The 12952-nt window shown below is 60.6% G+C and carries 11 protein-coding genes and 1 tRNA gene; 6 read left to right on the top strand and 6 right to left on the bottom strand.

From position 1 onward, the window contains the following. Positions 1–61: 61 nt before the first annotated feature. Positions 62–364 carry a DUF5658 family protein gene (locus ACW73L_RS20195; protein ID WP_498924366.1) on the bottom strand — a complete coding sequence of 101 codons (303 nt, stop codon included), beginning with the start codon at positions 362–364 and terminating at the stop codon, positions 62–64. Positions 365–621: 257 nt separating this feature from the next. Here ACW73L_RS20195 and smbP point away from each other — a divergent pair, with 257 nt between their 5' ends. Then, complete coding sequence (smbP, locus tag ACW73L_RS20190) at positions 622–969, top strand: small metal-binding protein SmbP (protein ID WP_498924365.1); 348 nt, start codon at positions 622–624, stop codon at positions 967–969. A 90-nt stretch (positions 970–1059) separates the two neighbouring features. Next, positions 1060–1776: an LOG family protein gene (locus ACW73L_RS20185; RefSeq protein ID WP_498924364.1), complete on the top strand. Its 717-nt coding sequence runs from the start codon at positions 1060–1062 to the stop codon at positions 1774–1776. Positions 1777–1865: 89 nt separating this feature from the next. Here the strand turns inward: ACW73L_RS20185 and ACW73L_RS20180 are convergent. Next, positions 1866–1942, bottom strand: a tRNA-Met gene (locus ACW73L_RS20180). 587 nt (positions 1943–2529) lie between these two features. On the opposite strand from ACW73L_RS20180, the gene ACW73L_RS20175 reads away from it, so the two are divergent. The 3 genes from ACW73L_RS20175 to ACW73L_RS20165 all read left to right on the top strand — a co-directional run bounded on the left by ACW73L_RS20175 (position 2530) and on the right by ACW73L_RS20165 (position 7116). Further along, positions 2530–4683: a sigma 54-interacting transcriptional regulator gene (locus tag ACW73L_RS20175; protein WP_498924363.1), complete on the top strand. Its 2154-nt coding sequence runs from the start codon at positions 2530–2532 to the stop codon at positions 4681–4683. Positions 4684–4853: 170 nt separating this feature from the next. Beyond that, positions 4854–5543 carry a carboxypeptidase-like regulatory domain-containing protein gene (locus ACW73L_RS20170; RefSeq protein ID WP_498924362.1) on the top strand — a complete coding sequence of 230 codons (690 nt, stop codon included), beginning with the start codon at positions 4854–4856 and terminating at the stop codon, positions 5541–5543. Positions 5544–5616: 73 nt separating this feature from the next. Further along, positions 5617–7116 carry an LruC domain-containing protein gene (locus ACW73L_RS20165; RefSeq protein ID WP_498924361.1) on the top strand — a complete coding sequence of 500 codons (1500 nt, stop codon included), beginning with the start codon at positions 5617–5619 and terminating at the stop codon, positions 7114–7116. Between the two features lie 67 nt (positions 7117–7183). Here ACW73L_RS20165 and ACW73L_RS20160 read toward each other — a convergent pair whose 3' ends face one another. From ACW73L_RS20160 to ACW73L_RS20145, 4 genes are all read right to left on the bottom strand, one after another. Further along, complete coding sequence (locus ACW73L_RS20160) at positions 7184–8332, bottom strand: S8 family peptidase (protein WP_498924360.1); 1149 nt, start codon at positions 8330–8332, stop codon at positions 7184–7186. Between the two features lie 78 nt (positions 8333–8410). After that, the gene (locus tag ACW73L_RS20155; RefSeq protein WP_498924359.1) at positions 8411–9385 is read right to left on the bottom strand and encodes a sigma-70 family RNA polymerase sigma factor; all 975 of its coding nucleotides are present in this window, start codon (positions 9383–9385) and stop codon (positions 8411–8413) included. A gap of 824 nt (positions 9386–10209) precedes the next feature. Then, positions 10210–11403: a sensor histidine kinase gene (locus ACW73L_RS20150; protein ID WP_498924358.1), complete on the bottom strand. Its 1194-nt coding sequence runs from the start codon at positions 11401–11403 to the stop codon at positions 10210–10212. Positions 11404–11441: 38 nt separating this feature from the next. Further along, a complete protein-coding gene (locus ACW73L_RS20145) occupies positions 11442–12083 on the bottom strand; it encodes a response regulator transcription factor (protein ID WP_498924357.1) in 642 nt (213 codons plus the stop codon). A 345-nt stretch (positions 12084–12428) separates the two neighbouring features. Between ACW73L_RS20145 and ACW73L_RS20140 the strand changes: the two genes are divergently transcribed. Next, positions 12429–12695 carry a DUF2934 domain-containing protein gene (locus tag ACW73L_RS20140; protein WP_498924356.1) on the top strand — a complete coding sequence of 89 codons (267 nt, stop codon included), beginning with the start codon at positions 12429–12431 and terminating at the stop codon, positions 12693–12695. Positions 12696–12952 lie beyond the last annotated feature (257 nt).

The following is a 12952-nucleotide window of genomic DNA, read 5'->3' as shown; positions in this document are numbered from 1 at the left end:
GGCACCGCGGTCGCTCCGCTGGACGCCGGGACCGCATGACCAGGGCTAGACCGGCACAGGTTTAGGTCGCGAGGACCAGAGAAAGATTCTGAGCGACGACCCAGCAATAGGCAGCGACCACACCGCATAGTGTTCCGGTAACCCAGGCACTGCGTATCCGATGGCGTCGAATGAAAACGAAGGCGAGAAAGGCCAGCCCAAGGAGTTTCATCGTCGCGATCGAAGTTCCGAGACCGAAGGTTTCGAAGCAAAAGCTCGCCAAGGGATTCGCTTCGTCGATCTCGGAGCAGTGGAGCCCGATATAGGTGATGGCTCCATCCGCGATCTGAAGGAGCCCGAATGACACGATCAGCAAGCCGTCCATCGTCGTTTCCTGAGTCGCCACGCGGAGCGGGTGCACTCTGCGAGGTCCCATTCGGTGAGGGATTGTGTTTTGAACCGACTTGAAGTGTAGTTGCTCAGCCCGTCGCTGCCGCCGGATGAAGACGAGCGACACGGCGAACACGGCGCGCCATCCCGTGTCGGATAGCGGACGGATGGGCTGTCCGAAGCCTCTACGTTCCTTCCGGTGGCTGAAGTGGCGAACGGCTGACGATAGAACAAACAAACTTGGAGATCTCCATGCAAACCCGATTCAAGCGGCTCCTGCCGGTAATCATTACCGTGCTCACTCTCGGTTTCGCCGTCACGTCAGCGGCCGAGGACCACAAAGCGGAAGCCATGAAACAGGCGCAGGCTGCGCTGGATAGCGGCAAGCAGGGAAATGCTGCCGCCGTCGCTGAGCACGCGGCAGCGGCCAAGACCCATGCGGAAGCGGCACAGCAAGAGCGCCCGAACCCGCACCTGGATGCGGCGATCAAGAATCTGGACGCCGCCATTGCGGAGGGGAAGAAGGGCAACGCCAGCGCCGCAGAAGAAGCAGCGTTTGGCGCGGTGACGCATCTGAAGGCGGCGGAGAAGTCCTTTTAAAGGTTTTCGATTGGCGGATTGGAAAGGGCCGGGCGCGGCCTGCTGTGAGGCTCCGATGTCCGCCCCAACTCGGGGAAGAGGGAAAATCGCGTGCAGCCCTTCGACAATGACCCTTACTCCTTGCTGGGGAAGATCCAGGGCGCGGAAAAGCTCTTTCTGCGCGGACGGCAGAAGCGTGGTGAAGATCTGGAAAGTGCCGTCAAATTCTTTCTGGAATTCCTGAAAGGCTTCGAAAGCTTTGAGTTCGAGGGACCTTGTGTCACCGTATTCGGCTCAGCCCGCTTCGCCGAGGGGCACCGCTATTACGAGTTGGCGCGGGCATTGGGAAAAGGGCTGGCGGGGGCCGGCTATGCGGTTATGACCGGCGGCGGTCCAGGTATCATGGAAGCCGCGAATCGCGGAGCGCGCGAGGGCGGTGGGCTGAGCCTGGGCTGCAACATCCAACTCCCTCGCGAGCAGAAGCCGAATGCGTATCTGGACCGCTTCATCGAATTCGAGCACTTTTTCGTGCGCAAGGTCATGCTCGTCAAGTACTCTTGTGCCTTCGTGGTGATGCCCGGAGGCTTTGGCACACTCGACGAAGCCTTCGAGGTGATCACGCTGGTGCAAACCGGCAAACTTGAGCGTTTCCCGGTCGTAGCGATGGGTGAGGAATTCTGGGATCACTTAAGCGTGTTCATGCGCGACACGATGTTCGGCGAAGGGACGATAGCGGCTGAAGACGTGGATTTCCTGCACCCGGTCGGGACCGTGGAGGAAGCCTTGCGTGTGATACGGAACTCTCAGGTCGCTTGTGGCGGATCTTGAACCCGAATTTTACGCGAATCTCGACGAGCGTAGCCGCGCGGCGGCACGCCGGAGAAAAATAGGCAGCAAATGGCAGTGAGGTTAGACTGTGGTGGCTACGGGTGGACTTGAACCACCGACATCGCGATTATGAATCGCGTGCTCTAACCAACTGAGCTACGTAGCCATGTGATTATTATCGCCTTTTGACCGCCGCAACGCAAGTTGCGCGACCCGCGTAGCGAGGCGACGTCTCGACTCGCACACTGATAGACTTAGCCAGTAAGGATACTCCGTGATTACCTTCGGATCAAGGACAATCCACCATCGGCTCTGCAGACCAACAGGTCTAGCGCCATCGTGCGGCGTTCCTGCGGCGCTGTTGGATCACGCATCATCGGGAAAACGGACCGTCGGAGAGGACGCCCTACTCTGGCTGCACGCTCGGCCGCGGACGCCTTCTCTCACCGGATCTCCGCCTCTCCGCGGCAAGCGATCCGCCGTTGCATGCTCGACACAGCGGATGAGACTGAAGTGGGATCCGATTGTCACAATGCAACGGAGCTACCGCTGTGCCGCCCCGGTTGCAGTCCAGGGGAGTACGCACAGCCTTTGCCACCGGCACAGTGAACCAACGCTGCGCCCGCTGCGCCGTACCCTCACACTGTGGCACGAAGCGGACGTGCCGAGCCTGAGGCATCCTTTCGCTGTAAGGCCATCATGCCGGGAGTGCCCGGCCGGACTTGGAAGGCCGCAGACTTGCGGTGGACAGCAATGAGTCGATCCGATCCGTTTGATCTTCGTCGGGTCTGCCATATGCTACCCGAGGCGATCACCATTTTCGACGCAAGCGACCCGGCCTGCCCCGTGGTGTTCGTAAACCATGCCTTCGAGGAACTCACCGGTTTCAGCGGTTCCGAAATCGACGGCAACAGCATCCTCCGGTTCTTTGACGAAACTGACGCCCAGCGGGTTCTGGGCTCAGCCCGCGACGCGTTACGCGATGGGCAACCGCAGCGTCTGGCCGCTACCGGCCTGCGCCGCGACGGAACCCTTTTCGACGACGAGCTTTACCTCGCACGCTTACCTGCCGAGGGCGGCGAGACGGTGTATCTGGTGGCTCTGCATCGCGACGTATCGCGACGAGAACAGGAACTCCGGGCACTGGCAGTCCAACGCGACCGTCTTCTCGAACACCTGGAAACAGCACCTCTTGGCATACTCGCCCTGGATTCGGTGTTGAACGGCATCGCCATCATCGACGCTCGACGCTCGAACATGCCTCTGGTGTATGTCAACGCAGCATTCGAGCGCCTCACCGGATACACCGCAGAGGAAGTGCTGGGCCAGAGCTGGCATTTCCTGCATGCCGCGAATCATGATGCGGCAACGGCAGCAGCGATCGAGTCGGCGATCGCCGAGCGTAGAGAAGCACGGATGGAGGCGCCCCAGTTTCGCAAGGACGGCACCCGCTTCTGGGTTGAACTCTCGTTGACGCCGGTATTCGACGACGACGGCCATCCAACCCACTACTTGGCCATCCAGGCCGATATTTCCGAGCGCAGGGAAGCCGTCTCGCGCCTGGAACAGTTGAGTCTAGAACTACTCCGCAATAGGGACGACCTGACCGCAATCCTGAATCAGTTCGCCTGCGCGACGCTGATCGTCGACGGCAATGGCATGATCACGTTCGCGAGCGCTTCTTGTGAAACCGTATTGGCCCTGCCTCCTTCACAGGTAACCGGCCAGATATTGCCCAACCTGCTGCCATTACCGGCATCGACTGTCGCCGAACTGTGGCATAACCTCGGTGCGCCTCCCGTTAACCGGAGGTCGGTGCAGTTGGGCTGGTCCGATGACGCTGGCGCCGAGCATTGGACCGAATGCAGCATCAAGGATGATCCCCGGGACCCCTCCCGTCGGATCGCAGTGGTCTATGACGTAACGGAATTGTATCGATTGCGTCAGCGGCTCGAAGCGCGGACCCGGGGCGCGCTGATCGGAGACAGCGAACCGATGCAGCGGCTGCATCGCCTGATTGCCGACATCGCGCGCGGCGCCTGGACCGTATTGATCGAAGGCGAAACCGGCTCCGGCAAAGAGTTGGTCGCGCGCGCCGTTCATGACGGGGGGCCTCGCAAGCAAGGCCCATTCGTAGCCGTTAACTCCGCCGGCTTGAGCGAATCGCTGTTGGCCAGCCAGCTTTTCGGTCACCGAAAGGGTGCGTTCACCGGCGCCACCAGCGACCAGCAAGGCTACTTCGAGGCCGCCTCCGGAGGCACCTTGTTCCTGGACGAAATCGGCGACCTGCCGCTTTCCATGCAGGCTAGCCTGCTGCGGGTGCTGCAAGAGCGCGAGGTCACGCGACTGGGCGAAACCCGCCCCCGCCCTGTGGACGTGCGAGTCATCGCGGCGTCCCACAAGGACTTGGCGGCCGAGGTCAGGGCCGGGCGTTTTCGCGAGGACCTCCTGTTTCGCCTCCGAGTCGCCCGGATCACCGTCCCACCGCTACGGAACCGGAGGACCGACATTCCGCTGCTGGTTGAACACTTCCTCCGCGATGCGTGCAGTCAGGCTGGCAAGTCCCTCTCAGGCCTTGCTCCCGAGACCCTGCAATCTCTGCTCAGCTACGAATGGCCCGGTAATGTCCGCGAGCTCAAGTCCTGCGTTGATTACGCCGTCATCTGTGCCGCCGGTCCCCGGGTCCGTCCCGACGAACTCCCACCGGAGCTGCGGCAGGCGTGCGTCAGCGCCACGACGGAGCCCTTCCCTGCTCAACTTGCGGATGAAACCGACGAACGATCTCGCATTTTGGCGGCATTGAACGCCTCAAGGGGCAACCGCAGTCAAGCGGCCAAACGCCTAGGAATCAGCCGCGCGACATTTTATCGTCGGCTGCGAGAACTCGAACTCAACGTCGAAGACTAGCCTGTTAGGTGCTTTCGGGGCCAGCCCGGCCTCGATATACCTGTCTTGCGAGACATCCGCGAGACACTCATGAGACAGTTCCAAACTGTCTCATGAGTGTCTTCTAGAATGCACATATTTTCAGGTCACTGGTTTTTCAGGGTTATTTAAGTTGGCACGGCCCGTGCGCTATGCAGGTCGTGATCTGCCATTTTGACCGGTCTTCGGGCCACCTTCCCAACGGAACCAGTATGAAAGCTCTGACTCTGCTCGCGACAACGATCTTCCTTCTTTTCTCTATCGCACCGGCCGCGCACGCTGGCATCATCGCCGGCAAGGTGTCCGACGAGTCCGGCCGGGCACTATCGGGCGTCAATGTCTGTCTGCTGCCCGCAGGGGCCGTGCCCGGATCGGATCGAGTCTGCCTGCGACAAAACGCCAGCAACGGACAAGGCCGCTACCGTTTCCGCATGAACAAACCGGGAGCTTACGCTATCGAGATTCGCGATGAACGGTTCGAGACATACGTCTGGAATGCCGTTGCAACCCACGCCGTCATCAAAACCCGCGACCAGGATATCCGTGGCCTAGACTTCAAACGCCAGTTCCGCTTCGGCAATTTCCGCAACCAGATGACCATTACTGCGGACCACCTTCCGGAACTCTTCACGAGGGACCTAGTCGCCATGGCGACATTCGTTAAGCTCTACGTGGCCGACGCAGCTTCGACCTCGGGCCAGAAATTGTTGTTCTTGGGGCGCGTCACGGATGTGGCGCAGCTGGCTATCAAGCTCAGCCTGCCTTCCACGGCGCAGGCGATTCAGTATGAAGTGTTCGGACAAGGCCTGAATGCGTCGGGCACGATCCCTGTCGTTCTCTGACACGAACGCCGCTTCACCCCCCCCCCAATTCACTTGCGGAGCCCCGCTCCCACTCGAACACGGAACTCTTGACATGAACACCCTATCCCGCATCTCAGGACTGCTGTTAGGCGCCTCAAGCCTCTTCAGCGTAAACGCCAACGCGATCGAGTCCCTACGGCTGACCGACACCATCAAGCAAGGCATCGGGAAGATCGATCTGATGAAGGATGTTACGCCCGAGCAGCTCGAGACCTACCGGTTCGACAACCAAATCGTTCTGGCGGCCGACATCAACGAGAACAGCAAGGGACTGGAGAAATCGACCAGCCAGGGCGTTGCAATCAAGGACATCGCATTGATTTTGGGTTACAAGGACGGAGCCAGTAAGGCCTATACGCTCGCCGACGGCCATGTCTCCACCGAGACGCAGTCCTGGGTCATGGAGAAAGGTGATCCCGAGCGACGACCCTATTACACGCTGCTTGGCGACAGCGGATCGAGCCGGATCACCGCAGCAAATCGTATTCAAGCGACCTTCGATAGCATGATCAGAATCAAGGTACCCGACGACATACGGGGGGTTACCTCGGCGATACTATCGGTCACACTGTTGACCACGGACAGTGCCCAGGGTGATCCCGAAGCCTTCTACGACTTCAGTGGCGGCTTTGAAGACTTGGCCATCCTGGTACCCGAGGACGCCGCCTATCTGAACAAAGTCGCACCTGGCCGCCTCGACGCACCCATCGTCGAGTTGACCCAGCCGATCGGCGACCCCAGCGTACCAAGCAACCCCACAACCCCGCTCGATGCTGCAACCGTTCAAAGCTGGAACTACTTCCCGTCAGCCGATACGTTCTATATAGCGGCCTACGAAGACCTCTACCCCAACGTGGGTGACTACGACTTCAATGACTTGGTCGTCGCGTACCAGGTGAAACACGGGCTGAATGCCGACAATAAAGTCGTGGCCATCGGCGGGTCGGCATATATCCTGGCGCGCGGAGCCATGTACAGTCACGACTGGCACCTGCGACTGCCCCTCCCGGACGCGATTAGGGGCAAACTGTCGTGCACCGTCACGCTACAGCATCCGAAATATGAGGGCCCTTGCAGCGCCCGCAATCCGGGCGAATTCAGCGGCACGATCGACGTCACAATGTTCGGTGATACCGTGAAAATCTTCTCGGATCCGAAGGGTGCTTCGTCCATGCTGAACACCCACTCGAGCCGTCCCCCGGTAACGGGTCCCCGCAGTGTTTTCCTGATCGTTCTGGCTGAGCCGGCTGACCCCTCGACGCTCGGCGCAGCTCCCTTCGATCCTTATTTGTACGTGCGCAACACCGGGAAAAACATTCAGTTGCTCGAAGTTAACCCAGACTTCAAGGATGCGAATGGCAACCCGTTCGGCATGCTGATGCCTAGCGAGAAGTGGCGTTGGCCGTTGGAACAGGAAAAGATTACGACGGCGTATCCCGCATTTACCAAGTTCGTAGAATCCCGGGGGCAGAACGCAGTGGACTGGTTTGCGAGCGAGGTTCCCGAAAAGGTCTTCGATCAGCTGCCGCCTTCATCGGTCTGGGCCTGGTAACTCTCGTACGCTCGTTTGAAGGTCGGCCTGCATCTGCGCGGGCCGACTCTCCTGCACTCGGCCAGATTCAGGGAACGATGGTTTGAATCAGCGCGTTTGGCGAGCCCGAGCCAATACGTGTCAGCTTGTTTAACGCTGCCGCCCCGACGAGCGCGTTGCGCACGGCAGTCGGCCCGGCGGCCGGATGTGTTTGCAGATACTGCGCCGCGACCCCAGCCGCGTGCGGGGCGGCCATCGATGTGCCACTGATCGTGTTGGTCGACGACTCACTACCAACCCAGGCGGACTTAACAGACGAACCGGGCGCGAACAAATCCAGGCATTTACCGAAATTCGAGTACGAGGCTCGTACATCGTTAGCAGTGGTTGCCCCGACGGTAATCGCACCCGGGACTCTCGCCGGCGAATAGTAGCAGGCATTGGCACCTGCATTACCCGCGGCCACGGTATAAGTGATTCCTGTCGCGAGTGAATTACGTACGGCCGTATCGAGCGAAGCGCTTGCTCCACTGCTCAGGCTCATGTTGGCGATGGAGGGTTTCACTGCATTCCCCGTCACCCAATCGACCCCGGCGATCACGCCGCTGATGGTTCCCACGCCGTTGCAGTCCAGCACGCGCACCGCCACAATTGCAGCATCTTTCGCAATCCCATAGACAGCCCCGCCACTGCTGCCGGCGACATGGGTGCCGTGACCATTGCAGTCCCTGCCGTCCCCGCCGATGACATCCGTACCGATCCGTGCACGCCCGCCGAATTCCAAGTGATCAAGTTGAATGCCCGTGTCGATCACGTATACGGTTACCCCGCGTCCAGTGGCCGAGTATCCATAACTATTGTTCAGCGGAAGTTCCTGCTGATCGATGCGGTCGATACCCCAAGTCGCTGGGCTTTGGATCTCACTCGCCCAGATCAGGGCATCTTCCTCGACATAGTCGACCATGGGCAGCCGCGCCAGCGCGCGGGCCTGTGGTTCGGTCAGCGTCACGACCCCGGCGTTCAACACAGCGGCGAACGCACGCCGCATTCTGCCTTCTCGCGTCTCCACCAAGTTTTGCAGAAGCGCCTCACGTGCCTGGAAGCTGGGCATGTCGTCTCTGAGCTTGACGATGTATTGGCCCTGAACTGCAGGTCCTCCAGCGGAAATGAAGCTGCCAGCCATCGCAACCGATTCCATAAGCGACAGCGCGGCGCACAAAAGCGGCTTGGCGTTCATTCGTGCTCACCTCGATTGTTATCATTCCCGGATGCCGGAAACTGAGCTTCTGTCTTCGCTCCGATCTCACATCTTGGTTCAGTGGAACAGCAGGTCGGCGTCGTAGCCTTGTTGCTCGGCTCGTTGCTTCAGGTCTTTCAGGGCGGCGTTCTGCAACTGCCGAACGCGCTCGCGCGGCAGGCCCAAGTCGGCACCAATCCGCTCCAGCGTCGCCCCATCGCCACCGTCCAGCCCAAAGCGCCTCTGCAGAATCACCTGCTGCACCGGCAACAACTGCCCCAGCCAGAGCGGTAGCTGCCGCCGGACCGCCGCCGCGTGCAACCGCTCGGTCACGTCCACCTGCGCCTCGTCCGCCAGCGTGTCCACGAGCGGCTGCTCCGAACCCAACTTCACCGGTGTGTCCAGCGAGACCGGCTGCTCGTTCAGATGCAGCACATACTGCACCACCGCCGCCGGCGCCCCGACCCGCGCCGCCACATCCCGCACCACGGGGTCCCGCGGCAGACACGTCGTCAACTGCCGATAGGCGCGCAAATAGCTGTTCAGCTCCTTCACCACATGAATCGGCAACCGGATCGTCCGCGACTGGTTCATGATCGCCTTCTCGATCTCCTGCCGTATCCACCACCCCGCATAGGTCGAAAAGCGAAACCCCCGCTCCGGCTCGAACTTCTCTACCGCGTGTATCAATCCCAGATTGCCCTCCTCGATTAGGTCCAACAACGGCAGACCACGGTTGCGATGGCGTCGCGCCAACTTCACTACCAGGCGCAGATTACACTCCACCATCACCCGGAACGCCGCGGCATCGCCCGCGCGCGCCAACGCGCCATAGTGCTTCTCCTCGTCCGCGGTCAACCGCCGCGCGTGGGCCAGTTCATGGAAGTAGGTCTGCGTCAGATCCCGCTCAACGCTCTCCGTGGAGAAGGCGCCGATCACCCCAGCGTCCCGCTCGACCGCCACGTGCGACTCCTCGGGTGCCGCCTCGAAGACCATCGGGTCGCCGTCGGGGTCATCCGGGCCGGTTGTGCTGAAGCGGGGGTCGGCGTCCATTGAGGTTTCTCCCGAGGCGGTCACAGTTTTTTGTTCCGTTCGGGCTAGACATCGGCCCGCCGCGAGATTTCCATAGGGACTATTCTGAGAGACGCGTCACAGATTCGATCCAGAGCCAGGACACCTGAAGCCACGACGAAATCGTAAGGCTGGATCTCGGTAAGACCAAGGATGTCTGTCAGCGAAGGAGGGCGTGCCCATACAGGCCGGAGGAGCAATACCGGGGGACCCAGAGCTATCGATCCCCATCGGCACGGGGGCATGCGCGCTTGATCCCGCGCAACTGCGGCGGGTCAGTCAGCCCCAGCTGACGAGGTCGCGGGGTGAAACGGATTGGCTGCGAGTCGTACCGAGTCTCTCCCGCGGGCACGAAACGCTCTCGAGATTCGGCCCTCAGGGATCCCGGCAAAGCCTATGCAGCGCACTTTAGTTTACCGGCACCTGATGGCGTGGGCAGCATTCCGGCCTGGCGTCAGGTCGCTGCCGCTCAGTCTCCAGACGCATCCGGCGTCCTTCTCGCCAACCGGATAGCCACTGCGCGCTGTCGACTCCGGCGGGTGGGATATCCGCCCATCCGGACACCGCAGATTTGAAGCCAAGCTGCCAATCCTGCAAACCGTGATTAATCGTCATTCGATTTTCTGCCGTTGCCTGTCACCCTACAAACTCGGCCGGCATGAGAGAATTCAAGCGCGGCTGCAGTGGCAGGTTGCCAGTGCCACCCCGAAGAGTCTATGGGCAAGACTACCTACACCAGTCAGGTGGGTGCGTACGACCACGCCGGATTCGGAGGAAAAGCCTGTACTCTCTTCAATGTTCAAAGCTCAGCATCGGCTCGAGAGGTTGCCCTGAGGTGCATCTTGCAGAGCCTCCCCAAAGTGGGACGTATCGGCGATCGGTAGCCGCAGCACGAACTCGGCACCGCGGCCCATGCCTGCACTAAACGCCGTCAGGCTGCCTTGCATTCGCCTGACGAGCGCCCGGGCCAGCGCCAGTCCAACATGGTCATTATGGTTCCGCCTCGTTTGGGATGAGGGATCTTCAGGGCCGAATGGATCGAACACCGACTCGGACATCATGGTTTCAAAGCCAACACCGCTATCGTGGACCCGCACCAGGATCTGGTCATTTTTTTTGACCGCTTGGATTTTGATGTTTCCACCGCTCGGTGTGGTGTCGATGGCACGCGTCAACAGAACCCCTAGAATCCGTTCAAGCCTCACCTTTTCTCCACGAACCGGAAGGCCACTCCGGGGAAAATCCGTTTCCAGCATCAGCCCACCCGCTTGCACCAGAGGCAGAAACTCGGCGATGACCTGCTCGAGGATAGCTCCGAGATCCAGATCCCCCTCGGTTACCACGAGCGCTCCCTGCTTTGCCTGCGCCAAGGCGACTACATCGTCAAGGCGGCTATTCAACTGCCGCACCTGTCGCTCGATCGCAACCGCTGCCCATTCCACGATCTCGGCCTTTGCTACGCCATGCCGACGCAGCAACTGTGCGGCCGCCAAAATCGGGGTCAGGGGGTTCCTGAGATCATGAGCGAAGCGCTCGACGAACTTACACCATGCAGACTCGCGGGTTGCGACGAGCCTCCTTGCATCCAGTAACGCACTGGCCGCGGGCGAAACAACGATGGCGACTCCGATGATTCCACCCCCGGCAGCAGTCACGAGTCGCAACTCGACGCGGCCTGCATCATCGGATTCGTCACCGGGACAATTCCCCACCGTGAACGCGCGCGCACCAACAGCCGGCACGGTCGCCAGGAGTTCGGCGATCAGCGGTTCCAGCCAATCGGCGAGAGCCGGCGCGACTTCCCGGATCGAGCGCCCGAGGCAGTCCTCGGCGTCAAATCCAAGGGCACGCCCCAGACCGGGCCCCACCCAAACAAAACGAAGCTCAAGGTCAAGCAGGCCCAGACGCAGCGGGATCGCACATAGCAAGGCCTCCAGTGACTGCCGGCTGCATCCCTGGTTGATGCCCGCCGAGCCTCCTGCGTCGCCTTCAGGAGTCATCATTCCTGATTGGGACTTTTCCCGGACATGACCGAGGATCACTCAAAGAGTCCGTCTTCCTGCAGCAGAGGCCCGATCTCCCTCATCAGCTGCAACAGGTTAGAACAGCCCATCTTCCGCATCAGGTGAGCTCGGTGCGTGTCCACGGTCCGGTGGCTGAGACCCATTTCCCGGGCCATTTCCTTGGTAGACAAGCCGTTCACAACGAATCGAAGGACCTCCCGCTCCCGGCCACTCAGTTGCGAATAGCGCTGCCTGACCGACAGGGCCTGCAAGCCGTGAGCGCAGTGCTTCACATCCATGTTGATAGCCTCAGACACCCTTGTCACGAGGAGGTCGCGCTCGACGGGCTTCTGCAAAAAGTCGAGGGCACCCGCGCGGAAGGCCTCGGAGGAGGTCGGAAGGGTGCCGTAGCCCGTCAGAAAAATGACGGGGATTTGAACCTCATGTTGGGCAAGCGCCTTTTGTATCTCCAACCCCGTACAGTCGGGCATACACAGATCGAGCAACAGACAACCTCGCATTCCGGGGTGACACGACGCGAGAAAGGCCGAGCCGGTCTGAAAGCAGCTCGTCTTGAAGCCTTCAGCCCGCAACACAGTACTTAGCGCGTCGCAAACCCCCGCGTCGTCGTCCACGATATAGACGGTTGAATCGGTGCAGTACAGCGCATGCCGCATGTCATTCTCGGCGGTTCCGCCCATAGCGCCCTTGGTGACAGTTGACCGCTGCCGCACCGCAAGTCAACTCGCCCCCCGTGCGCCGCTGGTCAGAAATGAAGACCGCTAGACGCAGCCAAGGACCGCCACCCTTGTTGTTGGATGCGGGTCCGGGGAATGGTAACACCCCGCGTCGCGGCGGGAGAATCCCAACCTTGGGCATACCCAGGTAGTCGTACGGATATCAAGACGATGCCAACCGTGTGCATGATACGAATGTGGCCGGGACATCGATGCGACGTTCGAGCGGTACCTGCCGTCCACGACATCAGCCTTTTATTCCCTTGCGTGCCGAGGCTGCCGAACATGACTGACGCACATACCCTGACACACGACACAGGGGCTCTGAGTGGACTGGCAGAGCAACTCCGTGCGCGTGGCGATCCCGATGCTGAACTCTGCCGGGTTCGCATTGCCAGGCTGGCTTACTTCAAGGCCCACTCCCGCGGCTGCGTAACGGGTCCCGAACTAATCGACTGGCTGCAGGCCGAAGCCGAGATTGCCGATACGCGCGGGGAAACCACAACTAGCGGCACTGCCAGAAAGGAAGGAGCCCCGGGGAAGCGTCAGTAGTCCCTTCCTCTACGCGTTGGGCTCGATAAGCGTACTGGAGGCCTTCGAGCCCGGTCGTCCGGATCAGCTGTAAACGTTCCAACGCGGCGCGTGTTGAGGCAGGAGATTCAGGCAAAACGATGGCGGCGGCGAGCCAGAGCTATGATGAGAGGTCTGTGAAGGGTATGGTCTAAGTGGTGTGCAATAAAAAGCCCCTGCCGCGTTGGAGCGGGAGGGGCTTGAGGTAGGTGCCTGGCGGTGACCTACTTTCGCACAGG

This window comes from Methylolobus aquaticus, assembly GCF_054172105.1.
This window is presented reverse-complemented; position numbering and strand designations above follow the sequence as displayed.